Here is a 26,555-nt window from a genome sequence, read left to right on the forward strand (position 1 = left end):
TCACTTATGTCAACTATAGCCTTTATTCTTGTACTGATCGTTGCCGCCGAGCATCTTTACATCATGGTACTGGAGATGTTTATGTTCGGAACTCCCGCCTTCAAGCGCACTTTTCGCACGCCCGACTCCCTGATCCGGGACCGCAACGTGAAAGTGATGATGGCCAACCAGGGATTGTATAACGGCTTTCTCGTGGCAGGGCTGCTGTGGGGGCTGTTCTTCGCAGGCGATTCCGGCAGAGCGATCCAGCTGTTCTTTGTCTGCTGCGTTATCGTCGCCGCCTGGTTCGGCGGATTCACCGCCCAGCGCAGTATTATCGTGAAACAGGGACTGCCGGCCATGCTCGCGCTATTATTCTTGCTGCTGTCCTAGGGCGGATTCTCCCGGGCACATATGTTTTTTCCCGCTTCCTCCGGCATTGGCCCATACCCCTCCGCACAGAGGCACATACAATACGATGTACTCCAGTACAACAACCTCTCACCGAAAGGGGAATGAACATGAGCGAAGAAGCAAGAGGCGGATATGGTTACAGTCCTTTCACCAGCACTGGCGCTATCCTGGTTCTCTTCATCCTGTTGGTTATCATCAGCCGTTCTCTGTTCGTCTAATCGACCACAGACTCTATCACCGGAAGGGCGCCTTCAAGCTCCCTTCCTCACCATGTTCACGGCTGACAATCCTCAGACCTGATGAGTAGCGGCCGTCAAAGAACTTTCGAGAGTCCAATGCAAAGAGGCCCTGGCAAGCCGTTAGGCTAGCGGGCCTCTTTTTTTATAATCTCATTGAACCCTAACCGGCAACTCTTCTGCCCTAGAAAATCCATAACAGCAGCGCGGCAACTGCCCCAATAATCGCAAGTCCGATCAGCAAATCCGATACCTGTCTGAAAAGGCCGGGAACGCCTTCCCGGTGAAGCTTGTGTGCATTGACATCATGATTGGCTTTATAACCTCCGGGATCAGTCGAATTTGCAGGAGGACCCGGATTAAAAAAGTCGGTCATGGCAATCAGCTCCTTTTCCTCTTTTCTTCATTATACACCGGATGAATCCAAATGACCTCGGATTTTATAACGATTCCCATACGGTGAAAAAGAGTCCTGGCCGGTGCGCGGCACTCGGGCTGCCAAGCTTCGGCCTCATGAATGAATCCTCCGCTGTGCTCAGCCCAGCTTCACTGCGAAGGCCTCGTATGCCCGCAGCGCGAGTTCGGCGAAGTCCGCCGATTGGCGGTCGTAGTTCGCGATGATGATCTCATCGCTCGCACCCAGCTCCGGCAGCGCCACCGTCACGGCCTCGCCGCCGAAGTTGGCGGCGACGAGCCAGGTTTCTCCCTCGTAACGACGCAGGTACATGAACATCTGCTCCGGCACATCCTTCACCAGCTCGAACTCGCCCCAGACGACAATCGGGTGGCTCTGGCGCAGCGCGATCAGCTTGCGGTAGCAATGGAAGACGGAATCCGGGTCTGCCAGATTGTCCTTGACGTTGATCTCCGCATAGTTCGGATTCACATGCAGCCACGGCTCGCCGGTCGTGAAACCTCCGCCCGGCGTATCGTCCCACTGCATCGGCGTTCGGGCATTGTCGCGGCCCTTGGCGTTGATCGAAGCCAGGATGTCCTCCTTGCTATAGCCGGCTTCCAGCCGCTCGCGGTACATATTGATGCTCTCGATATCCTGCACCTCGGTAATGTCCGTGACCGGATAATTCGTCATGCCGATCTCCTCACCCTGATAAATGTAGGGCGTGCCCTTCATCAGGTGCAGAAGAATGGCGAACATTTTGGCGCTTTCCTTGCGGAAGGTCTGGTCGTCGCCCCAGCGGGAGACAATTCGCGGCAGGTCGTGGTTGTTCCAGAACAGGCTGTTCCAGCCCTCACTGCCCAGCTCGGTCTGCCACTTCGTCAGCACCGACTTCAGCTCGCCTACGGAGAGCGGCTTCAGGTCCCACTTGTCCTTGCCCTCCTGCTGGTCCAGGCCCACATGCTCGAACTGGAACACCATCGACAGCTCCTTGCGCGCGGGATCGGAATACAGCTTGGCGATTTCCGGCGTCGCGCCCCAGGTCTCGCCGACGGTCAACACATCATGCTTGCCGAACGTCTCGCGGTGCATTTCCTGCAAATATTCGTGCAGCTTCGGACCGTTGCCGGTGATTTCCCGGTCGGGAATTTTGCCGACCAGATCGATGACGTCCATGCGGAAGCCTCCGACGCCCTTGTCCAGCCAGAAATTCATCAGATCCCAGACCTCTTGCCGAACCTTCCCGTTCTCCCAGTTCAGATCAGGCTGGCGGCGGCTGAACAGATGCAGGAAATACTGGCCGCTCGCCTCGTCCAGCTCCCAGGCTGGGCCGCTGAATGTCGATCTCAGTCCGTTCGGCACATCGCCGTCCACCGGGTCCCGCCAGACATAGTAATCCCGGTACGGATTATCCTTGCCTTTGAGGGCTTCGATGAACCACGGATGCTCGTCGGAGGTATGGTTGACCACCAGATCCATGATGATGCGGATGCTCCGCCGCTTGGCCTGCTCGATCAGCTCGTCCATATCCGCCATCGTGCCGAACTCGTCCATGATATCCCGGTAATCGCTGATGTCATACCCGTTGTCGTCGTTGGGCGACTTGTAGACGGGACTAAGCCAAATTGCCGTAATGCCAAGCTGCTCCAGATAATCCAGGCGGTTGATGATTCCACGCAGATCGCCGATCCCGTCCCCGTCGCTATCCTGAAAGGACCTCGGATAGACCTGATAAATCACCGCTGTCTGCCACCATTTTGAATTCACATTCTCACTCCTGTTCCCCATATTTGACGACCAGCATCGTCCAGATGTCCAGTCTCGGCAGGACAATCCGCGCCGCTATGCCCTGTTCGTGCTTGGTAAGCGTATAGTCGGGATACACAATCTCCCCATTCGCATCATCCGGGCTAGCCGTATAAATCGCCTCGGCCGGATGCTCCAAAAGCACAGTGCAAACGATACCATTTTGCGGTTCGGGCCTGCTCCGCTTGCCGTCTTCCCAGTAATCATCCTCCAGACCAACCAGATTGAGCAGATGGACGATCAAATAACCCGGCTTCCGCTTCACCACCGTCCAGACGGACCCTGTATCGCCGTTTGGAGCGAACGCATGGCTGCCTTCGAACACAATCTCCGTGTTGACTCCCGCTGTATAAGTGTACGAGACATCCTCCAGAGCGGGATGATGCAGCAGCGCGCCGAACCTTACAATGAAATCATAATATCTTCTGACTTCCAATGCAAACGTTTGTCGCATCGGGGCGTAGTCCGGATAGTACGGTTTGGTTAACATCGCGTTGTCCTCGCCCAGCAGCAGATGGTAGCCGCCGCTTGAGAAGATGGTTGCCATTGTCAGTACAGCTCCGTTCTCGGCCCATTCGGGATCGTTGCCGGCCTCCGGATAGAACGACGGCAAGTACGCGGACAGAATGACCGGTTTCTCCGGGTTCAGCAGCCGGGCGTTGTCGATCAGCCCTTTCAGCTCCCGCAGATGAATGACTGGCGGCCAGACTTCGATGTAGATCGCTTCCTGGTCCGAGGAAGCAGTCTTGCTCACTGGATAATTTCCGACATTGTTAAAAATCAGCCCGGCCGACGGATCGATCTCCGTCACCGCCGCCTTGGTCCGGTCAATCAGCGCCGGATAACACTCGCCCAGATCAACGGTTTCTTCCCGGCCGTCTATGCGGCGGACCGCTTTTTTGGGAAAGCCGTACTGGTCCATGTGGATGCCGTCGAAGCCGGCTTCTACCACCCGCGCGAACTGCTCGACGATGTGGTCGGTCCAGGGCGAGCCGGGCGTAATGTCCATAATATAGAACAGGTCGATCAGTTGAAACGGATCGCCGCTGCGCTGGTACAATCCCCATTCCGGACGCTGCTGCAGAAAATCCTTCAATCCGGCGTATACCGCGCCGTATGCCATTGCCGCCATGCCTTTGCCCTGAACGGCGGCCAGCTTCTCCTTCACCACCCGGTAGGACATCTCCCGACCCATCGGATCGGTAAATTCGTCCGTCGGCGGAATGAGATCGTCGTGCCTGTACATCCAATCGTAGAACTGAATGACGTTCAGATGGAACTTGTTCATGCTCTCCACATCGCGCAAATCTCCCGCTTCACCGCTGCGGAAATCGCTCAGGAAGCCATAGCGCGGCGCCCGCCGCCAATGATCGGCGATGTCGTAAGCGGTGGAAGCGGCGCCCAGGGCTACCCCTTCATGCAGCACTGTCACACGGACGCCGTACCCCGCCCACTCCGTCTCCTCCAGATACAGGGGGGCCGGCAGCTTCAGCCGTTGTCCACCCGCAGTTAGAACGCTCAGTGTATTGCTGGCTGCCGTCCGCTCCAGCTTGCTGAACTCGATCCGCAATTCCAGAACCGCGTTCTGCGCGGTCTCCAGCTCGATCAGCAGGCTTCCCGGCTGCCCGGGTCTATACTGGGCGCGGTCCGGGTACACCTCCAGATGAGTCAGCGCCGCACCAGCCGGCGGGATTGCTCCATTCTCCGGGTTCAGGCCGTCGCCCGGCTTCATTCCGTTCTCCGGATTTATGTCCTTCTCCCGGTATGCCGGGTTCTCTGAATCCTTCGTATTCTTCGTATTCTCAGTATTCGCCATCTTCTCCACCCCGTTTTCTTCATCATGTCCATTCAGCAGACCGGGGTATGACCGAAAGAATCATACCCCGGTTCTGCCTATAGGATTCCGCAGCCTGCCCGGCCTGCGGATAAATCCATTATTTCTTGCTGCTTGTCGCCAGCCAGGCGTCAAGCTGCTTCTGGGCCTCGGCGATAACCTTGTCGGCGCCGGCCGCTTTTTGCTTATCCAGCAGTTTCTGCAAATTCTCTTCCGGATCAAGCTGCCCGGATTTCAACCCGTCCACGAACGCCTTGTTGGCATTGTCGATGGAGATCAGCTCGTTCTTGACCGGTTCAGGGTCAAAGACAAAACCGAAGATACGCGAAGGATTGGAGATCACCTTTTTGTTGAACGCCTCGTAGTTCAAATACTTCTTCGGATCTTCCCCGACCCGGGTATAGTTCAGCATCTGGTTGCCGATCTGCCACATAATATCATGGTAATAACCGATATTGTCCGTCGTCTTGCCTTCCGGCAGGGCCACCTGGCCGTCCTTCAGTACATAATGGGTGCCTTCAATGCCGAAGTTAAACAGCGTGAGCAGGTTCTTGTCCTTGAAGAACAGGTTCAACAGCATCATCGCGCGCTCCGGGTCCTCCGAGGTTTTGGAGATCGCTTGCATGGTCGCCGTCATTTTGCCGGTCTGAAGCCGGTCGATGCTCAGCGGGATTTGCAGCATTTCGCGGTTCGCCTTGATGGTACCGTTCGGTGACAGCGCCGCCTTGCCGATTTCCATATCAGCTACGATGTCCATGTCGCCAACAAAGGCGAAGGCTTTGCCCGTCTGGAGCTTCTTCCACGCATCCAGACCCGGGGTCAGCGCGTCCTTGTTGATATATCCGGCCTTGTACCATTTGTTCGTCATTTTGGCCAGTTCCATGTAGCGCGGCGTGGTGAATGAATTGATGACCGTATAGTCGTCGGCCGGCGTGCCTACCGTGTTGATGGCGGCAATGCTAACGATGGAATCCAGACTGCTGGAGGAGTAATACGCCTCCAGCGGGAAGCTCGGCGCCACAAGCGGCGTGATGCCCGGCTCCTTCTCCTTGATCGTCTGGAGCATCGGCTCCAGCGCCTCCACCTTGCCGGACTTGAATCCGCTGAGGTCAAAGTTATACTTGTCCACTAGCTCCTTGTTCAGATACACGCCCTGGGCGCCGCCCAGCTCCTGATGGGTGTGAATGCCGTACAGCTTGCCGCCGCGCTTGGCCGGATCATGGTAATTCTTCTCGACGGCCTCGATATCGGGACCGTATTTGGCGAGCAGGTCATCCAGCGGAAGCAGCGCTCCCTTGGTCACCTGCTGCTGGAAGCCGAGCCAGTCCGCCGTGAACAGCAGATCGAATTTGTCGCCGGAGGCCATCATCAGATTGGTCTTGTCGCTCCAGGCGCCCCAGTCAATCGGCTCCAGCTTGACGGTCATATTCATTTCCGGGTACGTCTTCTTCAAATAATCGTTGATGGCCGACTGCACCAGCCCATTGTCTTTCTGGGGAGCGTCGGGGAACACCATCACGACTTCGTAAGGCTTCAGGCCGGTTGCGCCGGAGGCCGCCGAGCCTTCCGGCTGCGACGAGGCCGAGGCGCCGCCGTTGTTATTGTTATTGCCGCCGCATCCGGCGGTCAGAGCCGCGGTCAACATCAACGATGCCAGCACGGCCGAACTTTTTCCAATCCATTTCATGTCATGAACCTCCCCGGTATACTCTTGCCTGTCTGTTGCGTTGCAATGCTATACTAATCCGGCCATGGCCGGGATCAGCCTTTCACGGCCCCCACCGTAAGTCCCTTTACAAAATACTTTTGCAGGAAAGGGAAGACCAGCACGAGCGGTCCGATCGCAATCATGGCCATCGCCATCCGGATCGATTCCAGCGGCGTCGTCACCTGCGCCGTGTTGCTGTACGCCTTGTTCGCGATTGTCTGGAGGAACGAAGCATTCATCAGCGTTTTGTTCAGCAAATATTGCAGCGAGAAGAGCTTCTCATTCTGGATGAAGACCAGGCTGGTGAACCAGTCGTTCCAGTATGAGACTGTGATGAACAGCCCAATGGTGGCCATAACCGGCAGCGACAGCGGCAGAATAATGCTGAAGTAAGTCCGGAATTCGCCGGCGCCGTCGATCTGGGACGAGTCAATCAGGGACGGCGGGATGCTGTTGGTGAAGAAAGTCCGCATGATGATGACGTTAAAGCCGCCGATGAGGCCGGGAATAATCAGCGCGAGCAGTGTATCCTGCACATGCAGAAACCGCGTGTAGACGAGATACCAGGGCAGCAGCCCGCCGGAGAACAGCATCGTAACCAGAATGTAGAAGCTGAGCGCGCCCCGCAAGGGGAATTCGCGCCGTGACAGTGAGTAGGCCATCGCCGAGGTCACGAACAGGCTGACGATGACGCCGACGACCGTGACGAAGATGGATACGCCGTAGGCACGGACGATTTTCTCGGCATCCTGAATGAGATACTGGTAAGCCACCAGGCTGATTTTGCCGGGCCAGAAGCTGTAGCCGTGCACCGTCACCCAATCCTCGTCGGACAGCGAGATCATCAGCACCAGCCAGAACGGAATAAGGCAGGCCAGGCTGAACAGGGTGAGGACAATGAGAATAAGCGGATGGGTCCTTTTCTTGATCATGATAAATCTCCTCCCGGGAATAAAGCGCTTTCTATACTAGAACAACGCATTTTCTTTGCTGAACCTGCGGACGATCAGATTGACGGATATGACAAGGAGGAATCCGACCACCGATTGCAGCAGACCCGCGGAGGAGGCAAGCCCGGTATCGCCGGTCACCATCAGCGCGTTGTATACGTAAGTGTCAATGACATCTGTCGTCTCTTTCAGCATGCCGGAAGCCATGGTCGCCTGATAGAACAGACCGAAATCCGCGTTGAAAATGCGGCCGATGGCCAGCAGGGTCATGATGATAATAACCGGAGAAATCAGCGGGATCGTGATCTTGGTCATCTGCTTCCACCGGCCGGCGCCATCGATGACAGCCGCTTCATAGTATTCGGAGTCGATGCCGACAATGGCCGCGAGGTAGACAACCGCGGAGTAGCCGACGTTTTTCCAGGCGTTGACAATAGTCAGGATGAACGGCCACTGCTGCGCTTCGGCGTACCAGTTGACCGCGTCCTTGCCGAGCGGCTCCAGAATGAATTTGTTCACGAAGCCCAGCTCCGGGTTCAGGAAGCCGTATACGATGTAGCCGACGATAACCATGGAGATGAAGTTTGGCAGGATAACCGTGCTCTGAAAAAACTTGGACGCGATCTTGTTCTTCACCTCGTTGAGCAGAATCGCCAGCAGCACCGCCAGCGTCGTGTTGATCAGCAGAAAGCTGATGTTGTACAGCAGCGTGTGCTTGATGATCATCCAGGCATCGTTCGAGGCGAACAGAAACTTGAAATTGTCCAGTCCCACCCAAGCGCTGCCCCAGATGCCATCCGTATAGTTGAGATCCTTGAACGCCAGGAAAATGCCGAACATCGGCAGATAGTTGTTGATGAACATCAACAGGATACCCGGCAGCGCCAGAACGATCAGCGCCCTGTACTTCCAGAACCTTCCCCCTTTTCTCTTGCTGCGCACCGCGGACGGCGACGTCTTCAGCGCTTCTACTGAAGCCATATACCCACCTTCTTCGTTTCGTTATGGCTTCATTATAAAGAGCGGGAGACGCCGGTCCCGCCGTTTTTGTAACCTCAGTCCATTCGTTTTGTGACTTTCCGGTATTCCTGGGGATTGACGTCGAACTGCTTGCGGAACATTTTGGTAAAATGGGAAAAATTGCTGTATCCGACCTGCTGCGCGACGGCGCTGACCGTCATGACCGTCGTGTCCAGCAGGTCGCGGGCCCGGTTCATTTTGGCGGTGATGAGGAAGTCGATCAGGTTCTGGCCAGTCTCCTTCTTGAACAGGCGAGACAGATAAGCCGGGTTGAGGCCGACATGATCGGCGATGCTCTCCCGCGAAATCTCTTCCTCCACGTTCTGCTGGATATAGCGGATGGAGCGCTGGATCACGCCGTCCGTCTCCTCCGGCTCGAACGCCGTCTCCATCACCGCCGCAGCCAACCCCTCCGCCCAGTGCATGTACTGGCGCAGGCCGCGCACCCGGGCCGAAGCCCAGGCGGAGAAGCCCGGAACATCGCTGGCGCTGATCCCCTTGACCTGAAGAAAATGATAAATGATCTGAAGCGTATCCTGATGCAGCGACTCCAGATGCTGACCGTGCAGACTGGCGCGCTCCTCCATCCGCTCAACCAGATCGTGGATATAGCGGGTCACCGTCTCCCGCTCTCCGTTCATCATGGGGGCAACCAGGCCCGACAGATGAATCTCCTCCGGCAGCCCGGCCGCGGCCGTCTCCTGCGGCCGGGGAACATGCAGCAGCACAGGCGGCGTGCGGGTAATCGTGTCACGTTCCATGGCCCTCAGACTCTCGCACAGCCCCGGAAGCGCTTGCAGCGTCCGGAAGCCGCCGATGTAGCAGGTGACAGAGCAGTAGAAGTAATCCCGGCACGCTTCATAAAAACGGTTCCCGGCCTCCGTCAGCTCCCGGACGCTGCAGGATGCCGGAGGCGCCGCTTCTCCGCCCTTCGCCGGACTTTCGCCGTAGAGCAGGACGAACAGGACGCCGCTCTTGTCGGTCACGACCTCGCCCTGGCGGCCCTCCAGCCAGACCTCCTCCGCAGCTTTCTTGACAGCGTAGTCCATAATTTCCTGGTCCCGCGATTCCAGCGGCTTGCCCCATTCCTGGGCGCTGATCAGAATCGGCAGCACCCGGCTGCCTTGCCCAAGGCCGACTCCCGCCTCCGCCAGCTCCCGTTCGAGGAAATCGCCGAAGCCCAGAATACGGCGCGACAGCAGGTCCTGCCAGAAGCGCTCGATCCGGCGCGGCTGCTCTTTTTGCCATAGGGAGCGGTACTTGCGGTACATCTCGTTGTAGGATTGCTGCTCCTCCTTCTCCCTGATCGCCTGGAGCATGCCCGTCACGGCCGCCGACAGCTCCTCCCCGTCGACGGGCTTCAGCAAATAGTCGAAGCTCCCGAGGCTGACGGCTTTCTTGGCGTAGGCGAACTCGGTGTGGCAGGTGAGAAACAGCGATTCCGTGTGCGGCGAATGCTCCCTGACCCAGCCGACCAGCGACAGGCCGTCCTCGTCCGGCATTTCAATGTCGCAGATCAGAATGTCGATCCGCTCCCGGGTCAAAATCGTCCGGGCCTCATCGGCTCCGTTGGCCGAATACACCTTCCCGATGCCAAGTAAGCTCCAATCACGGCCATGCACGATGCCCTCCACCGCGAACTGCTCGTCATCCACAACCAGCATTTGATTCATGGTTATTCTCCTTCCGTATATTCCAGCGGTAGCGTCAATCTCACGCGGAAGCCCGTGGGCTCCACCCGGCTGAACCCGATGGACGCTCTCTCGCGGTATCGCATCGCAATCCGTTTCTTCACATTCCAGATACCGATATGCCGGTCCTCCGAAGCCGGCTGATAATCCGGCGCATTCAGCACCCGCAATTGCTCGTCGTCGGCGCCCTTGCCATTGTCCGCCACTTCGATGACCATCCATCCGGGTCGGTCTTCGTCAGAATAGGCGGCAATGGACAGCCGGAACACTTCTCCCTTGAGACTGATGCCGTGAATCATCGCGTTCTCCACAAAGGGCTGGACCGTCAGCGACGGGATGCTGGCATGCCGGATGTCTTCGGACAGATCGATTTGAAATTCAAAAGACTGCTGGTAGCGCATCTTCTGAATCTCCAGATAGTTGCGGATATGCTCAAGCTCCTGCTCCAGCGTAATGCTGCTGTCCTTGGCCTGAAGCATGAACCGGAAATACTGCACCAGATGGCGGACCGTCTTCTTCACCAGCTCGTAGCGCTGCAAATCGGCAAGCTGGAAGATGATGTTCAGCGTATTGAGGAAAAAATGCGGGTTAATCTGCGTCTGCAAATGCTTCATCTCCGCCTTCTGTGCGTTCAGCCGCTCCTCGTACACATCGATCTTCAGGTCTTGGATCTCGACCGCCATGCTGTTGAATGCCTGGTTCAGCGCCTGGAACTCCACCAGATTGGAGTCGGGCAGCTTGGTCTCCATCGCTCCGTCCCGGATGCGGTGAATGCCGCCGAGCAAATTCAGGATCGGGCGGATGACCATCCGCCGGAAATAATACAGATAGATCAGCAGAATGAGCAGAATGAGAAAGGGCAGCACATAGATGACGACCTGAAACACGTTCAATCCCCGCAGCAGCTCCGAGTAAGGGATGACCACCGCCAGATTGATGCCAAGCGCGGCCGACTGGCTGGAGACAACAACCAGCTTCCGGCCCCCTTCTGAGAAGGAAAAAGAGGAATTCTGGTTCAGCTTCTCGCGGGGCAGCCGGAAATCCGCACCCATCGTGGACGATGCGCCAGTCAGCACCTTGCCGTCGTTGTCGACGATCAGCACGTCGCCGCCGGACTGCAGGTTGAGATTGCCAAGCGGCGAGCGCAGCGAGTCCATCCGGATCAACGCGCCGATATAGGCGGGATTGCTCAGTTCGTTGCCGACTGTCCGGTTCAGATAGTAATCGCCGCCGATCTTCACAATCGACCACTTATATTGCAGCCGTTTCAGCCGGTCGGTATTGCCGACCGCCCCGGTAATCCAGGCGCGCACCTGATCCATGTATGCCTCGTTCGTGCCCAGCACATTGGAGAGGGTCAAGGTATCATTGGGACCGGAGTACAGGTAGAACATGTCGACGGTGTGATAATAAGCCTGGTAGGACTGATTTCTCTGCATAATGCCCATACGGGCAAAATAATACTCGGAGTCCGTCAGGCCCGGCCTGCCGAATTTCTGAAAATTCTCGTCATGGTCAACGATGTCGACCAGATTGATCGTGATGTCCTGCAAGCTGCTCTCCATCATCTTCAGATTGGAGTTGACCAGATTCTGATAGGACCTTGACACCTGCGTCAGCACGACATCCTTGGCGTAGTACCCCGCCGCGAACAGCACCGCCAGCAGAGGAATCGTTATGGCGGCGAAGAGCTGAATCAGCCGCAGCCCCAGCGTATTTTTTTTGGATCTCATGTAGCCGTCCTTTCCGCCGCCTGAACTGAATGCCGCGAGCCGCAGGCAGAATGGTATATGATTCGACAATCCGTATTATATACATAAATCCGCGCGGTCGAACAGACGGATAAAGTTCTGCCGATGAAAGAGCGTCTGAGGCCAAGCTCAAAAAAAGGCCTCTTTCCACCCGGATTCGGGAGAAAGAAGCCTTTATGAAAGTTCTGCTAAAACGGCCTTCTGAAATAAAACACCGCTTAATTGCCTGAAAAGAGCCATAAACCTTGGAGACCTTGCCAGTAAAAGCGGGGACTAATTTCAGAAAGCGCCTATAAAAGTCCATGCCTATAGCTGCTGAGCTGGTCAGAGCTTAGGAGATAGTCAGAGCTCGGGAGCTGGTCAGAGCTCGGAGTTGGTCCAAGCAAGGGACAGCTTGCGGGATCGTGCCAGAAGGCCAGACCCGTCCCATCTTTATGGCCGCTCTGGGGGGCGGAGTATACACCGCCCCATTTCTGCCGCTCTACGCCACCGACCCGGGACTGGGCGCCTACAGCTCGTCTTCCTCCGGATTCCGCAGCTTCCGGTCTAGTCGCGAGCGGCTGAACAGAACCATCGCAAGCCCTGCAGCCAGCGTTATCAGGGAACGCAGCAGCAGCTCCGTTCCTGCGGCTGCGAGCGGCAGCCAGAGCACCAGCGCTATGACGAGCTGCAGCCGGAAGACGAAGGCAACCGTGCTGCGGCTCCGGCTGCTCCCCGGCAGCGGATATACCGACAGCCAGAACGACTCCCCATGAAGCTTCGACAAGGCTGATAGCTGTATGCCGATCACGAACAGGAAGAACAGATACAGGCCGTTCCCCAGCATACCGCTCCGGGTCCAGCCGATCAGGACCAGACCGAGAATGCCAATTCGCAGCACGATGCTTAAAATATCGCCGCGGGCGAAGCTCTTGGTCAGCAGATAGCGGTATGCGCTCTCTCTGCTCCACGGCAAGCTGCTTCCCCACCGGGACAACCAGCTCCGTGCATAGACCCGCTGCTGACGACCCGGCACCTCAACGAACCAGCCCAGCACCATAATCGCTCTCCCGCTCTGCGTCTTCTCCAGCGCGATCAGCCGCTCCCAAGGAACGGCATGCCGCGCAGGAACTGCGAGCGAAGCCAGATAGGCTGCGGACAGCAGGAAGGAGAAGCCGAGTCCCTTATGAAGCGGCTGCCACAGCCAGGCTGCGGCAATCAGCCCGCAGACGCCCCAGCGCAGCAGCCGGTATCCCGCCGATGCCGCTCTGGACGTCATTCTCAGCTCCCGCCAGCAGCCGTATGAAGCCAGCAGCTTGACGCCAAGCAGCACCAGCAAGGTGGCGAGCAGCGATTTGGGTGTGTCTTCGGTGCGTATGTACAGCGGCCATAGCAACAGCAGGATCAACACGAGCCGTATGATCTTCCACACCGTTCCCCTGATCCATGCGGGCCGGAAATACTCCGCCATCCGGTGCTCCTGAGGCAGCAGAAAGATGGAGTCCGCCGGCTGAAGATAGGTGCGGAAGCTGCTGTGAACCGCAGCGGGTACAAGGATGACCAGCATAATCCAGCGGATGGGAATGCCGTCCGGCAGATCCCGCAGCAGCGCGGTGTACCAGGCGGAGAAGGCGATGATGATGAACATGAGCACGAACGCCACGCCGCTCTGGATGATGTAGCCGACATAGGGAAGAATGGCCCCGGCGGCCCGGCGCCGGCGTTCTCCCTGAAGCTGGCGGAGATCCATGCTATTTCCCTCCCTGCACCAGATCATAGAACAGCTGCTCCAGCGGCAGACCCGGTCTGCCGGCGGCTGCTCCGATATCTGCGAGGGTGCCCTCGGCGATCACCCTGCCCTGGTGCAGCACGATAAACCGGTCGCAATAATTCTCGATGGTGGACAAAATATGAGAGCTGAGCAGAATGGATGCCCCTGAATTCCGGATTTCCAGCATGAAATCGAGCAGCGAGCGGATGCCCAGCGGATCAAGCCCCAGAAAAGGCTCGTCGATGACATAAAGCGCAGGGCTCGCCACGAACGCGCACATGATCATCACCTTCTGCTTCATGCCCTTGGACAAATGCCCGGACAGCGTATCCATCTTGTCTTCCATGCGGAACAGCTCCGAGAGCCGCTTGCTGCGCGTTTCATAGTCGGCGCGGTTCACGCCGTATGACCTCGCGGTGAACTCCACATGTTCCCGGACGGTCATTTCCTCATACAGAAGCGGGGATTCCGGGACAAAGGACAAGGCGCCGTGATACGCCTCCGGGTCCTGCTCACGCTTCTTCCCCTGAACGGCGATTTCGCCCTTATGCGGCGTCATCAGACCGAGTATATGCTTCATCGTCGTGCTCTTGCCTGCACCGTTCAGGCCGATCAGCCCGACCATTTCCCCCGGCTTAACCCGGAGGGAAATATCATGCAGCACCGGCTTGTTCAGGCTGTAGCCGCCGGTCAGCCCGGAAATCTGAAGGACGGGAGCTTCGCTCATTGGCCGTCACCTCCCGACCGTTTGTCCTTCAGCCATTTCGGCGCTCCCTTATTCTTGCGGTTGCGCTCGCGCTCCGCGCTCCGGGCCGCCTTGCCCGGCGCCGGAGCAGCCTTGGCCCCGCGCCCGCCCGGGGCCGTTCTCGCTCCGGACGCCGCGTCTCTGGCGCCCGGCTCCCGCCGCTGGCCGCCGGCTTCGCGTCCGGCCGGCCGTGCCGATGCGCCGCCCGTTCCGGCGGCGGCGCGGGAAGAGATGCCGGCGGTCCGTACCGCCGGCCCCGCGCTGCGCGGCTTGCCGGGGCGTGGCCCGGCGCCGCCGCGCAGCTCCTCCGGCGGCAGAATCTTGCCGCCGTACAGCGCGCGTTCGGCGACCTCGATGCCGAGCTCGCGGGCGAACTTGCGCATGATGAACGTCTGCTGCGCCGTGACGATCGACACCGACAGGCCGCTGCGGCCCATGCGGCCTGTGCGGCCCGCGCGATGCACATAATGCTCCGCGTCGAAGGCCGGATCGAAGCTCACGACGAGGGTGAGGTTCTCGATGTCAAGGCCCCGCGCCGCCACGTCGCTCGCCACGAGCACGCGGAACTTGCCCTCGCGGAAACGGCCCAGCACGGTGCTGCGCGTCACCTTGTCGGCGTCGCCGTACAGCGCACCGGCGGTAATCCCGAGGTAGTTCAGCTTCGCTTCGACCTCGGCGATCACCTCCGCCGTATTGGCGAATACAATAGCCCGAGGCGCATTGTAATGCCGCAGCACCCGCCGCAGCACATCGACCTTGTCCCGCTCCTCGGAGACAATATAGAGATGCTCCAGCGTCCGCGCGGTCTTCGCTTCCGGGTCGATGCCGATCTCGGCCGGGTCCCTCATGACCTTGGACGCCAGCGCCCGCGTCTCCGGTCCGACAGTGGCCGACAGCATCGCCAGCTGCCGGCTGCGCAGGGCGCTCGCGATAATCTTCTCGGCTTCGCCCGCTCCGCCGACCTTGAAGAGCTGGTCGGCCTCGTCGATCACGATGGTGCTTACCTCATGCATCTTCAGCTTGCGCAGTCCGATCAGCTCCAGAACGCGCCCCGGCGTTCCGGCAACCAGCTGCGGATGCTCCCGCAGCCGTTCGACCTGCCGGCCGATTGCGGCGCCGCCGATCAGCCCCATCGCGCGGATGCCGCGACCCTCGCCATAGCGCTCCGCCTCACGTATAATCTGCATCGCCAGCTCCTGCGTGGGAGCGAGCACCAGCTTCTGCACCGCCCGGCGCTCCGGGTCGATTCCCTGAAGCAGGGGCAGGAGATAAGCCAGCGTCTTACCGGTGCCGGTCTGGGAGACCGCGAGCACATCACGTCCTTCGAGCAGGAGCGGAATGGTCTCGGCCTGCACCTCGGATGGCTCGGTGATGCCGAATTCCGACAGACGGGCCGCCAGATCCTCCTGGATGCCGATTGCCGCAAAAGAAGCTTTATTCATAGGGATATTCATCCTTTTCACTGTAGTTATTCCTTCATTATATGCCAAAAAGGCCTATCCACCAAATGGAAGGCCTGATGCCTGATAAGAAGGCTGATGTCTATTTCCGGTTCAGCATATTGTAGGTCAGTCTATCGGCCAGACGCGGAGCCAGACCATATAGACGGATGCCGATCGCCGCCAGGCGGGGCAGGTCCAATTCTTCCTTGCCCTTCTCCATCAGCTTGATGATCCGTTCAGACACATACTGGGCCGGCATCATGAAGCTGCCTACATTCTTCACATAGCTGCCCGAGGGGTCGGCAACCTTGAAGAAATTCGTCTCAATCGGTCCCGGATTGACTGAAGAGATGACAATTCCACTGTGGCGCAGCTCCTGCCTCAGCGCATTGGTGAATCCGATCACCGCATGCTTCGACGCGCTGTAGGCTGCGGAACGCGAAGTGCCGATCTTGCCGGCCATCGAAGCGACGTTGACGATATGGCCGCTGCGGCGCTCCAGCATATGCGGCACGACCGCCTTCGTACAGCGGACAACGCCCATATAATTGACGTTCATCATGTCGTCAAATTCCTGAACCGGCATCCCGGTGAAATCCTCGAACTTGCCGTAACCGGCATTGTTGAGCAGGATATCGATTGTGCCGTACTTCTCATAAATCTTCGCGAATGTGTCCTCCACATCGCGGGATTGGCTGACATCGCATACATGGAGGCCGTAGGGCCCCGTTATTCCGGCCGCCGCTTCTTTCAGCTTCTCCTCCGAACGCGCCAGAAGAACCGGAACAGCTCCCCGCCGGCCGAGCAGCTGCGCGGTCAGTGCACCGATGCCGCTCGAAGCGCCGGTAATGACTGCGATCTTACCTTTAAGCTCCATTGCGAGCTTTCAGCTCCTGTCTCTTATAGGATGATATTCCTATCAACCATATTAAGAGATCATCACCTGAATATCCAGTTCGCCGATGCCGTCCATCAGCAGGGGAATGCTTAGCGCCTTGCGCGGGAGGAAAGCCACCAGATTCTCCGACTTCATCACCTGCGGCGGCGTAATATCCACAGCCACTCCCTGGCTAGAGAGAATGGTGCTTGCGTTGCCGCTGATCATGTTCCCAAGCTCGGATATGGCGCTCTGCCCCATTTCATCCATTTCGGCAATCGGATAGCCGCCCATCATTGCAGACACCATGCGCAGCGCCACTTGTTCCGCAATGCCGAAGACGATATCGCCGCTAAGCTGCCCTGTCATCCCGACTTTAATCCATATATGATTATCGATCAGTTCAATCTCTTTGATTCCCAGATTCCCGGTAGACGGCGACACTTGAATCACCTGTTCAATAACGACACGCGCAGACTCCAAAAATGGATTTATGACTTCCGCCTTCATACTAGTGCTGTGTCCCCCTTTTCCGGTTTGATTTCATGTTACCAAAGTCCCATGTCCAATAAACCATATTATATCTCATTTATCGGCAAAATTCACCAAAAATTAAGGCCTCTGGTCATAATTAATTTGCGGGGTGAGCGGCGTCATTGCCCTGTTCTCCTTAATCTCCTATAATTTAATCAAATGCCGACATATGGCGTAAGATATATACATAAATACAGGTCAACACAGGTTGGCAAAAGGGGGCATCCGCATGAACATCAGCCAACTGGAGACGCTAATCATGATTTCCAAGACGATGAGCTTCCGCAAGGCGGGAGAACTACTGAATCTAACCCAGCCAGCGGTCTCAGCGCAAATCAAGAGCCTTGAAGAGGAGTTCAAGACCCAGCTGGTGGACCGTAACCAGCCGGTCACGCTGACGGATAAAGGCAAGGTATTCCTTGCCCATGCGGAGCAAATCGTCAACATTGTCGACGATCTCAAGCACAGGCTTGCCGATCTGGACGAAACGCCGCAGGGGCATATTATACTCGGTACGACAACATCCATCGCCATACAGATTCTGCCGCGCATTCTTTCCTATTTCCAGGACCAATTTCCCCTTATCAAGACATCGATCCAGTCCATGTCCTCCACACAGATCTACCAGCATGTCGAGAACGGCCTTGTCGACGTAGGCATCGGGTATCTGATTGGCAACAGCCCGGGAATGACAACCTCGGTTCTCTACTACGATACCTTCGAGCTTGTCGTCTCTCCGAGACATCCGCTGGCGGCGCAGACCGGTATGTCCAGAGTCGAGGTTCTCGGCCAGACGCCGCTTATTCTGCTCTCTCCCGATACTGTAGGCCGCATGTTCGCCGAGGAAATCTTTGCGAAGCACGGCATCCAGAGCCATGTGATCATGGAGCTGACGAGCAGCGAGGAGGTCAAACGGATGGTGGAGCTTGATCTGGGGGCAGGTATCATCTCCAAACAGTCCGTGGCGGCAGAAGTCCGCACCGGAGCGCTCAAGATTATCCCGATCATGGAGCTTGAAGTTACGCATCCCGTCGGAGTCATAACCAAATCGGGCAAATATGTAGGATCGGCGATGAGGCAGTTCCTGAGCGACTTGAAGGGGATGCCGGAGACTCATTTTCTCGGTTCGGAATAACACTCTGACAGTCAACCCATTCTGGCCAAAAGGAGATGCATAAATATGAAATTCGACCTGCACACCCATCATTTCCGCTGCGGCCACGCTGACGGAAACATCCGGGATTATATTGAAGCCGGCATCCAAAGAGGCCTTAAAGTCATAGGCATTTCGGATCACACGCCGTACTTCGGACATCCGGAAGACCGTGCTTTTCCCCATATTGCCATGGCGAAATCGGAATTCGCGAATTATGTGGAAGAGGTCTTGTCGCTGAAGAAGGAATATGACGGGGTTATCGACGTTCTGCTTGGCATTGAATCCGACTTTTTCCCCGAGCATGTGGAAGCCTACCGCCAAGTGCTGAGCTCCTATCCGTTCGATTATATTATCGGGTCGGTGCACAGCACGGGCGGGGTCAGCATTTTTAACAAGAACCGATGGAAGCATCTCGGGACCAAGGAACAAATCGCCGTCAAGACCGAATACTATCGTCTGATCGGGGAATCCGCCCGCAGCGGCATGTTCCAGATTCTGGGCCATATCGACGCCATGAAGGGCAACTATCCCGGCTTCTCCGATATCCCCGCCCCAGCTCCGCTGGACGAATGCCTGAAGATCGTCGGAGACTCCGGCGTTGCCATCGAAATCAATACATCCGGCAAAACCAAGCTGAGCGGTGGATGGTACCCGGCCGACGATATTCTGGAGCGGGCGCTGCGGTACGGCGTGCCGGTTACCTTCGGCTCGGATGCGCACAAGCCTTCACGCGTCGGGGATGAGCTTGAGCAGGTTGCCGCCCGGCTTAAGGAGATCGGCTTCACGTCCTGGGTGTATTTCAAAGAGCGGAGACAGATCGAAGTCCCCCTGTAGGCATGTCGTTCCTGGCAAAAATCAAACAGCGGCAACCAAGACGGGGTGTCTTCGGCTGCCGCTGTTTTTTTGTGCTGATTAGTGGTACCGTTCACCGCGCTGTCTGTAACGGCAAGTGTTCTCCACTATAAAAAAGGCCACCAAGATGGCAGCCCGTAATTCGAATTGTGCCTTTCTTCTAGCTGGGATCCAAATTCCAAAAATCGACTCCGTTTGGCTTTACCCGGATCAGTAGCTCATCAACGCTAATGCCTCTTCGTGTTCTGGCTCAAGTTCCAACAACCTTTGTAAGTACATCTTTGCATCTTCAACTAAGTCTAACTCGAAACAGCAAATGGCTAGACAATAAAATACAGTTGATACGATCTCATCCTGCTCTTCGTGTACCGTAATCTCTAAATAATATTTGGAGCGTTCGTACATGTCCATCTCGAATAGTATCAATCCGATATCGAGCGTCAGATCGTATCGCTGCTCCATGACGTAGTACGATGACCACATCAGTTCAACACCTCTAAGCAAATCCTGCTTTTCTTCTTCATTGGATTCTAGCAGCAGGCTGGAAATCCGCGTCGTGCTCTGAATGAAAAATTCCGCATCATAGCCGCTCAAACGCCAAAAACTTAAGATTTGTTCCAACCCCATGCTGTCTAGGTTGCGATCCACCCAGCATTTCATACTAAAAAAATCATCAGGACCAAAGCGTTCAATACAACGACGGTAAGCCAATCGCAGGTTGTGATAATCAATTGGCTTATCCAGATGGAGAATACAGCCTACATTAATATTTTTATAATGATGCGGAGAGAATAACGACGCAGCTCCTTTTTGTTCATAGACATACTTAATCGCATGGTAGTTTGCCGTTAAGGAAAAGCTTCCATGTAAGATCAACTCGGGTGGTTCTGCAAACTTCCAGCTATCCAGCAAGTGATCTCCTTTGTCTGCTGTTATCAATAGAAATCCCGACTGGGATAACCGATTCAAATGCTCTAAACAAGCGATACCAGCAGTAGGAAATAAAATATGCGAGTCTTCTAGCTGTTCCTGATAAATGGAAATTACATTGCGGTAAGGATAGGTTTCTTGTTCGTACTCGGATGCTCGTCGATGCTCATAGCGTAAAGTGATTTGATCTAACCATTCTGCGGGTTTAAGTGAATCATGATCTTCGGACTGTTCAACATAAACATCCGTTTCATAAACTTTCCCATCGCCAATGTAAATCAAATCTTGCGGTATGCTATCGAAGAAGTAGTTGGCAACAAGGATTAACGGTTGTTTTAAATCTCCTTCACTAATCGTTGTGCCTGATACAATGAGGTTCAGCACGGAATCATGTACAGCATCAAATTGCGCAAAGTCCAATAATCCTTCGGCAATAAACTTTTGAAACGCGGGATGCCCCTTCCATGCCATCACATTGTTCATTGCTAAATCCGTCATGATATAGCGGAACGAAGGCAGCGAGATCCCGGTGTATTCTATTAACTGACACAGTTCGTTTAACAAATGGAAAGCAAGACGTCCCGCTCCTGCTCCAAGCTCCACAATATACACTGGCTCAGAGTCATTACCCCTATTCACTCGATCTTTAAGAAACCCAAAAATCATGTCTGCATATGCAGCAGCGATCATGGGATTACTCGTTATATATTGGGGAACTTGGTCATTATTCCAAGCCTTCGTTCCCTTCTCTTCATAATATTGTCGTTGGACTTTCCAGATCGGTGCTTCACTAAAACGGAAACGTTGATTATGATTGCTTGTCATTTAGGCCTGTCTGAAAAATACTTTGTCTTCGTTATATTTGGCCTTGCCCTCATTAATGATATACGTTTCATAAATTTCTCTGTGGACAGGATCTTCAACGATACAAACTTCGATTTTCGTTACTTCGTCCCTATGCATTCTGATCGGAGATACGGAATCCTCAAAATGTTTTCTTATTCTCGGTCTTAGCTTTCTAGCTTTTCCGACGAACAACAATTCGTCTTTATCGTTGTAGAACATGAAAATCCCACCTAACTCTCTAGTGATCAGGTGAAATTCGGTGAAGCTATAAATGTTACTTTCCTGAGGATTAACCTGTTTGGTAATGGTGACATTTGGGGTGGGAATGATGATATTGATCATAATAGTTTACTTCCTTTGCCTGGATTAGTTGTATACTGTGCTCGTACTCTGAGCTTACTACATCATAACATTATACCCAACTTTATATCTCCGTAATTAAAATCCATGCCCGTAAAAATTTCGCAAAAAAAACTTGCCCCTACTTATGATACGGTTCACCGTGTTGTTGTATTGCTGAATATCAGTGATTATTGTTCACCCTAAACTGCTTGTAGAAGGCACGAATATCCTGAGCCAGAAGCTCGGGTTCTTCCATAGCGGTAAAATGTCCTCCACGGGGTAGCGAAGTCCAGCGAGTTACATTTAGGTTGCTCACAGCCCATTCCTTAGGTGGCAATAAGATGTCTGCCGGGAATAGAGCGATGCCTGTCGGTACTTCGATATAGCCCAATGGAGGTAAAGAATGAGAATTTTCATAATACATCCGTGTTGATGAACCTATCGTGCCCGTAACCCAGTACAACATAATGTGGGTGATTAGTTCATCCTCGCTGAATCTATCCTGGAGGTTACCCTGACAATCGCTCCATGAACGATATTTTTCAATGATCCAGCCAGCCAAACCTGCCGGTGAATCGGTAAGTCCATAGGCTAAGGTTTGCGGGCGTGTCGATTGAAGGGACATATAGCCTCCTTCCTGCGCAATCCATTCCGAAGCGTTGTTCTTGTATCGCAATTCTTCTCCCGAAAGCTCTGCCTGATCAGATGAAGTCATGAGATTTCTTATAATGCCGACGTCGGTCAGGTGGATTCCACATAACAGTTCGGGATGGTTTGATGCCAGATATCTTGTAACACCAGACCCAATATCCCCGCCTGCAGCAGCAAATTTATTGTAGCCTAATTCTTCTGTCATTAGCTTAGCCCACATTTCCGAGACGTGAAAATTGTTGACGCCAGAATGTTTGGGATGGCCAGAAAACCCAAAGCCAGGCAATGAAGGAACAATTACATCAAAAGAGTCCTCAGGGTTACCACCGTGGCTGGCTGGATCCGTAAGCAGGGGGATGATCTTTTCATAACGAAGATAACTGTCGGGCCATCCATGGGTAAGAATGATGGGAAGAGGATTGGGTCCTTTACCACGCTCATGTACGAAGTGTACGTCTATGCCGTCGATATTGCAGCAAAATTGGGACAAGCGGTTCAACCTGGCTTCTTGGACGCGCCAATCATAATGGTCCTTCCAATACGCAACGAGCGACTTTAAATAACTTAATTCGGTGCCTCTTTCCCACCCCGCGTCTTCTATTTGATCCGGCCAACGAGTGTGATGCAGTCTATATTTCAGATCGTCAAGGATCTCATCAGAAACATGAATATGAAAGCGTTCAACAGGCATTGTGTTCTCCCTCCTTGTTATATCGCTATTATATCCCTCGCATTTGTCCGGTACACTGGCGTAAATGAAGTATTTAACTATAAGATTTGATAGGTGATTGCTATGGCGCAGGATTATGATAGCGCTTTATTATTTTATCGTATTATTCTTCACATGCACCAAGATTTTACAATGATAAGCTTAATCATGTATGCCTTATGACACTTTAGGAGGTAATATAGTGAGCAAGTACGACGAAGCCATGAAGCTGCTGGAAGAACAAGTGGGTAACAAGGACGGCCTGATCTCTCTGTCCACCATCGCGCTGGAACCAGGAGCCAATGGCAAAAGCCGTCCCGCCGCCCGCATTGTGGACGCCTACTATGAGGACGGCGCGTTCTACACCGTCACTTACGCGACCACAGGCAAGATGCAGCAGATCGCCCAAAACCCCGAAGTCGCCGTTTGTATCATCGTCGAAAACTTTACGGCCGATGGTATCGGTGAAAACCTGGGCTGGGTATGTGACGAGAAAAACGCGGAGATGATGACAAAGCTGCGTACCATATTCGCCGAGTGGTATTACGAAGCCAATAACGACGAAGACCCTAACACATGCCTGCTGCGCATTCGCCTGACAAAGGGCCTGTGGAATGACGCCCATAAAGGGATCAGAAATGAGATTGATTTTGTCAATAAGACGGCAAATTAAGTGGTCTATGTGGTTTCGCCGAGTTGTTCCGCTAAACCGATTAGCAGTCCTTCGGTTCCACGAATGTAGCAGAGCCGGTACGAGTCCTCGTACTGAACCACTTCGCCAACGAGCTGAGCACCGTGCTTAATGAGTCTGGATACCATTTCGTCAATGTCTTCAACAGCGAACATCACACGCAGATAACCGAGGGCGTTCACAGGAGCAGTCCGGTGATCTGATATCGTAGGTGGGTCGACAAATCGCGAAAGTTCAAGCCGGCTGTGGCCATCCGGGGTAACCATCATAGCAATCTCTACGTTCTGAGAACCCAGTCCGGTTACGCGACCAGCCCATTCACCTTCGACAACTGCCCGCCCTTCGAGCTTCAATCCAATCTCCTCAAAGAAAGAGATTGCGTCATTAAGGGATTCTACAACGATGCCGACATTGTCCATTCTTAGTAATTTGTTCTCGGCCATAGGTTCATCTCCTTATGTGCACTTTATACGTTAACAATTCGGAGTTACGATGTGATCTCCTGCTGATTCCTACGCATGAAAAATGAGCTTCCTTGAAAATATGATTAGTATGAAATAACATACTATTGTGCAGATTGTACATCATAAGGAGAGATTAAGGATGCAGCAAGGATGAGCGAATTCTTTCAATTGATGAAGGATGTCAGATTCAGAAGAACCATGCGAATGATTTTTAAGTTTGCTTGGGATTTCTGGTGGCTGGGCAGGCAAAAGCATTTTATTCCGAGACGGCGCTTGGAAGCCAGAACAAAAGCATTATATCGAAAACAGGCAGCTTATTTTACGCAGACTGCAATGGATATGGGCGGATTAATTATTAAGCTGGGTCAGCATGTGAGTGCGCAAGTGGATATTTTGCCGAAGGAAGTCATTGATGAATTGTCCAAGCTGCAGGATTCCGTAGCGTCAGTGGATTTTACCGAGATCAAACATAGGCTGGAGAGTGAACTCAGCGCATCCATTAACGAGATTTTTGCCGAGTTTAGTGCAACTCCTATCGCTGCGGCTTCCTTGGGACAGGTACATCGGGCGACCTTGCGAACAGGTGAAGAAGTCGCAGTGAAAGTGATGCGTCCCGGGGTCGAGGACATTATCGCCATTGATTGGAAATCCATACAAGTTGCTATTCGATTATTGAAGCGCCAGACGAAGATTGCAGACTTCATGGACCTCGATGCCGTGTATGATGAGTTCTACGAAACCGTTATGGCAGAGCTCGATTATCAAAAAGAGGGACGAAATGCTGAAGAATTTCAGATGCAGATGATCCATCGGGATGATATCGTTGTTCCAGGCATTCATTGGTCCTATACAACTTCAAAAGTTTTAACCATGGAGTTTTTGGAGGGCGTAAAAATCAACGATTTTGCCAAGCTTGATGCTTGGGGCGTTGATCGGACTAAATTAGCGAAGGCATTGCTGGAAATTTTCATAGAGCAGATTCTGGTGGAAGGTTTCTTTCACGCAGACCCGCACCCGGGAAATGTCCTCGTGCAGCCTGACGGCACAATAGCATTAATCGATTTTGGGATGGTCGGACGAATTGGTGATGATATGAAGGCGCAGATGATAGCACTTGTAATGGCTGTGTATTTAAAGGATGCTCACGGCGCAATTGATGCCCTTAATCGTTTGAGTTTTTTAAGACGGAATGTAGACTTAGAGGTGTTTTCAAGGAATCTTACGTTATTATTCGAACAAATTAACGGTGATACGTTTGACCTGAGTTTTGTGACGTCAGGTGACAATTCGGAAGAGTTACGTCATTTCCTCTATTCTCAGCCCTTTCAGTTACCTGCAAACACCACATTTTTGGGAAAAGCAATGGTCACGGTTTATGGACTTTGTCTAGGACTGGACCCTGAGCTTGATTTGATTGGGACCGCTAAGCCTTACGTCGAAGAGGTTATGCGTGGCGATCTGCGAGGAAGTGCCGTCTCCACTGTTGTCAATGAAGGCAAGAATCTTCTAAAAGGAATCATTCCTACGACAAAGAAATTTATTTCTGTAGTCGATAAAATGGATGGCGGAAATTTACGGGTAAAGTTATCGAGCTCCTTTGAGAAAAAATTAATAGATACGCAAAATAAGAATACAGGACGGATTGTTGCCACAATCATTGGGGCGGTATTGTTTCTGACTGCTGCAAACCTGTGGAATGAAGTGAATCATATTGTTTCTTATGTGCTCGGCATCCTGGGGCTGCTCATTATGCTCGGCCAACTCAAAGCGAGAGAAAGCCGCCGTGAAGCAAGACATGCCAGACAGATGCAGGCTATGCGTGAACAGAGCAGATTAGAAAAGTCGAAGTTTAAATCCCGTTGATGTGTCATTCGATTCGAGAGTCGGAGGCATGTACTCCCATATCAATGTCATTTTGACTTAAAAATTTTAACAAATCATTATTTAGCTGTACAATTTCGTTGTTTGCATTTATCGCATAATCCGGTAACATCATGTCCTTCACCATCTTAGTCCGCAGCCATAGCATAAAGAACAAATCCAAAATCAAGTTTGGTAATTTAATCACCATTTTAAGGTTAGGTGGATCAATAGCAACGCCGGCTTTTTGTATTGCCCTTAAATACGCTTTTAAAATAACTGTTATTTTATGTGCCGTTTTTCTGGTTCTGGCTGTTTGTGCATCAATGATCTTATCGTCAGCATGCAAAACGCCAAGCAAGGCAATGTCCGCTACTGAATGTGTGATCAGATACGCTTTCATATCCTTATTCATTTTGTAGGGGAGCTTTGCTGTTTTAAATAATTGGGCGAGGTTTTCTACACGTTCGGTCACTACACCGCTAATTTCTCCAAACGTAGTAGCCACCAGAATCTTTGGCGGAAATCTAGCCTCCAATATTCCATCTTTAATCTGTCCGCCAACGCCGGGGAAGGCTGGTAACAGTCTATCCCCTACAATATCCAGCCATGAAGAAAATCCAATTGAATTATTNTTGTAACAATATTTTGACTTTGATTGTCTTTTAGCGCCAACAACGCTGATTCGGATCGATCATAACGGACGGTAACGAAAATATAATCATAAACATCATCATTTTCAAGCTTATCAATGACATTTACTTTTATAGATTTGACCTTATCCTTTTTCTTATATTTAAGTCCATTTTCTTTCAATGAATGAAATCGATTAGAACGTGCTAACATAGTAACGTCAAGCCCTGCTTCAATGAATTTAATTGCGTATATGCTCCCTATAACACCTGCACCAAAAATTAAAA

25 protein-coding genes are annotated in these 26,555 nt (G+C 53.6%); 6 read left to right on the forward strand and 19 right to left on the reverse strand.

What is annotated here, in order from left to right:
• Nucleotides 1–6: 6 nt before the first annotated feature.
• Nucleotides 7–372: a DUF1304 domain-containing protein gene (locus KIH86_RS08335; RefSeq protein ID WP_223083101.1), complete on the forward strand. Its 366-nt coding sequence runs from the start codon at nt 7–9 to the stop codon at nt 370–372.
• A 128-nt stretch (nt 373–500) separates the two neighbouring features.
• Entirely contained in the window at nt 501–611 is a 111-nt protein-coding gene (locus KIH86_RS08340) for a YjcZ family sporulation protein (protein ID WP_223083102.1), read from the forward strand.
• 202 nt (nt 612–813) lie between these two features.
• Here KIH86_RS08340 and KIH86_RS08345 read toward each other — a convergent pair whose 3' ends face one another.
• The 13 genes from KIH86_RS08345 to KIH86_RS08405 all read right to left on the reverse strand — a co-directional run bounded on the left by KIH86_RS08345 (nt 814) and on the right by KIH86_RS08405 (nt 17,110).
• The gene (locus KIH86_RS08345) at nt 814–1,005 is read right to left on the reverse strand and encodes a hypothetical protein (protein WP_223083103.1); all 192 of its coding nucleotides are present in this window, start codon (nt 1,003–1,005) and stop codon (nt 814–816) included.
• Between the two features lie 159 nt (nt 1,006–1,164).
• Nucleotides 1,165–2,814, reverse strand: a complete 1,650-nt coding sequence (locus KIH86_RS08350) for a glycoside hydrolase family 13 protein (protein WP_223083104.1) — start codon at nt 2,812–2,814, stop codon at nt 1,165–1,167.
• Nucleotides 2,798–4,648, reverse strand: coding sequence for a glycoside hydrolase family 66 protein (locus KIH86_RS08355; RefSeq protein ID WP_223083105.1), 1,851 nt, complete (start codon nt 4,646–4,648; stop codon nt 2,798–2,800). Before KIH86_RS08355 ends, KIH86_RS08350 begins: the two co-directional genes overlap by 17 nt.
• Nucleotides 4,649–4,766: 118 nt before the next feature.
• Nucleotides 4,767–6,353: an ABC transporter substrate-binding protein gene (locus KIH86_RS08360; protein WP_223083106.1), complete on the reverse strand. Its 1,587-nt coding sequence runs from the start codon at nt 6,351–6,353 to the stop codon at nt 4,767–4,769.
• A gap of 74 nt (nt 6,354–6,427) precedes the next feature.
• Nucleotides 6,428–7,306 (reverse strand): carbohydrate ABC transporter permease, encoded by an 879-nt coding sequence (locus KIH86_RS08365; RefSeq protein WP_038698274.1) that lies wholly within the window; start codon nt 7,304–7,306, stop codon nt 6,428–6,430.
• 36 nt (nt 7,307–7,342) lie between these two features.
• Nucleotides 7,343–8,305, reverse strand: coding sequence for an ABC transporter permease (locus KIH86_RS08370; protein WP_223083107.1), 963 nt, complete (start codon nt 8,303–8,305; stop codon nt 7,343–7,345).
• 74 nt (nt 8,306–8,379) lie between these two features.
• Complete coding sequence (locus KIH86_RS08375) at nt 8,380–10,017, reverse strand: helix-turn-helix domain-containing protein (protein WP_223083108.1); 1,638 nt, start codon at nt 10,015–10,017, stop codon at nt 8,380–8,382.
• 2 nt (nt 10,018–10,019) lie between these two features.
• Nucleotides 10,020–11,768, reverse strand: a complete 1,749-nt coding sequence (locus KIH86_RS08380; protein ID WP_223083109.1) for a sensor histidine kinase — start codon at nt 11,766–11,768, stop codon at nt 10,020–10,022.
• A 526-nt stretch (nt 11,769–12,294) separates the two neighbouring features.
• Nucleotides 12,295–13,515, reverse strand: a complete 1,221-nt coding sequence (locus KIH86_RS08385) for an ABC transporter permease (RefSeq protein ID WP_223083110.1) — start codon at nt 13,513–13,515, stop codon at nt 12,295–12,297.
• Between the two features lies 1 nt (nt 13,516).
• Nucleotides 13,517–14,263 carry an ABC transporter ATP-binding protein gene (locus tag KIH86_RS08390; protein ID WP_223083111.1) on the reverse strand — a complete coding sequence of 249 codons (747 nt, stop codon included), beginning with the start codon at nt 14,261–14,263 and terminating at the stop codon, nt 13,517–13,519.
• Nucleotides 14,260–15,723: a DEAD/DEAH box helicase gene (locus KIH86_RS08395; protein ID WP_223083112.1), complete on the reverse strand. Its 1,464-nt coding sequence runs from the start codon at nt 15,721–15,723 to the stop codon at nt 14,260–14,262. The genes KIH86_RS08390 and KIH86_RS08395 overlap by 4 nt, the downstream gene beginning before the upstream one ends.
• A gap of 100 nt (nt 15,724–15,823) precedes the next feature.
• The gene (locus KIH86_RS08400; protein WP_223083113.1) at nt 15,824–16,600 is read right to left on the reverse strand and encodes an SDR family NAD(P)-dependent oxidoreductase; all 777 of its coding nucleotides are present in this window, start codon (nt 16,598–16,600) and stop codon (nt 15,824–15,826) included.
• 51 nt (nt 16,601–16,651) lie between these two features.
• Nucleotides 16,652–17,110 carry a chemotaxis protein CheX gene (locus KIH86_RS08405; RefSeq protein ID WP_038698287.1) on the reverse strand — a complete coding sequence of 153 codons (459 nt, stop codon included), beginning with the start codon at nt 17,108–17,110 and terminating at the stop codon, nt 16,652–16,654.
• 253 nt (nt 17,111–17,363) lie between these two features.
• On the opposite strand from KIH86_RS08405, the gene KIH86_RS08410 reads away from it, so the two are divergent.
• Together KIH86_RS08410 and KIH86_RS08415 are read left to right on the forward strand one after the other, a co-directional pair.
• Entirely contained in the window at nt 17,364–18,269 is a 906-nt protein-coding gene (locus KIH86_RS08410; protein WP_223083114.1) for a LysR family transcriptional regulator, read from the forward strand.
• 45 nt (nt 18,270–18,314) lie between these two features.
• A complete protein-coding gene (locus KIH86_RS08415; RefSeq protein ID WP_223083115.1) occupies nt 18,315–19,124 on the forward strand; it encodes a histidinol-phosphatase in 810 nt (269 codons plus the stop codon).
• 228 nt (nt 19,125–19,352) lie between these two features.
• On the opposite strand, the gene KIH86_RS08420 is transcribed toward KIH86_RS08415, so the two are convergent.
• The 3 genes from KIH86_RS08420 to KIH86_RS08430 form a co-directional block, all read right to left on the reverse strand.
• The gene (locus KIH86_RS08420) at nt 19,353–20,897 is read right to left on the reverse strand and encodes a tetratricopeptide repeat protein (RefSeq protein WP_223083116.1); all 1,545 of its coding nucleotides are present in this window, start codon (nt 20,895–20,897) and stop codon (nt 19,353–19,355) included.
• Nucleotides 20,898–21,260 carry a nucleotide excision repair endonuclease gene (locus tag KIH86_RS08425; protein WP_223083117.1) on the reverse strand — a complete coding sequence of 121 codons (363 nt, stop codon included), beginning with the start codon at nt 21,258–21,260 and terminating at the stop codon, nt 20,898–20,900.
• A gap of 181 nt (nt 21,261–21,441) precedes the next feature.
• A complete protein-coding gene (locus KIH86_RS08430) occupies nt 21,442–22,602 on the reverse strand; it encodes an epoxide hydrolase family protein (RefSeq protein WP_223083118.1) in 1,161 nt (386 codons plus the stop codon).
• Between the two features lie 220 nt (nt 22,603–22,822).
• Here KIH86_RS08430 and KIH86_RS08435 point away from each other — a divergent pair, with 220 nt between their 5' ends.
• Nucleotides 22,823–23,293 (forward strand): pyridoxamine 5'-phosphate oxidase family protein, encoded by a 471-nt coding sequence (locus tag KIH86_RS08435; RefSeq protein ID WP_223083119.1) that lies wholly within the window; start codon nt 22,823–22,825, stop codon nt 23,291–23,293.
• A gap of 5 nt (nt 23,294–23,298) precedes the next feature.
• Here the strand turns inward: KIH86_RS08435 and KIH86_RS08440 are convergent, their stop codons facing one another.
• Complete coding sequence (locus tag KIH86_RS08440) at nt 23,299–23,754, reverse strand: VOC family protein (RefSeq protein WP_223083120.1); 456 nt, start codon at nt 23,752–23,754, stop codon at nt 23,299–23,301.
• Between the two features lie 171 nt (nt 23,755–23,925).
• Between KIH86_RS08440 and KIH86_RS08445 the strand changes: the two genes are divergently transcribed.
• Complete coding sequence (locus KIH86_RS08445; RefSeq protein WP_223083121.1) at nt 23,926–25,638, forward strand: ABC1 kinase family protein; 1,713 nt, start codon at nt 23,926–23,928, stop codon at nt 25,636–25,638.
• Nucleotides 25,639–25,642: 4 nt separating this feature from the next.
• Here KIH86_RS08445 and KIH86_RS29485 read toward each other — a convergent pair whose 3' ends face one another.
• Together KIH86_RS29485 and KIH86_RS29490 are read right to left on the reverse strand one after the other, a co-directional pair.
• Nucleotides 25,643–26,173: a hypothetical protein gene (locus KIH86_RS29485; protein ID WP_235775321.1), complete on the reverse strand. Its 531-nt coding sequence runs from the start codon at nt 26,171–26,173 to the stop codon at nt 25,643–25,645.
• A gap of 56 nt (nt 26,174–26,229) precedes the next feature.
• Complete coding sequence (locus KIH86_RS29490) at nt 26,230–26,550, reverse strand: ketopantoate reductase family protein (protein WP_456094015.1); 321 nt, start codon at nt 26,548–26,550, stop codon at nt 26,230–26,232.
• Nucleotides 26,551–26,555 lie beyond the last annotated feature (5 nt).

Source organism: Paenibacillus sinensis, from assembly GCF_019904155.1.
In the GTDB taxonomy this organism is placed as follows: Bacteria; Bacillota; Bacilli; order Paenibacillales; family Paenibacillaceae; genus Paenibacillus_AQ; species Paenibacillus_AQ sinensis.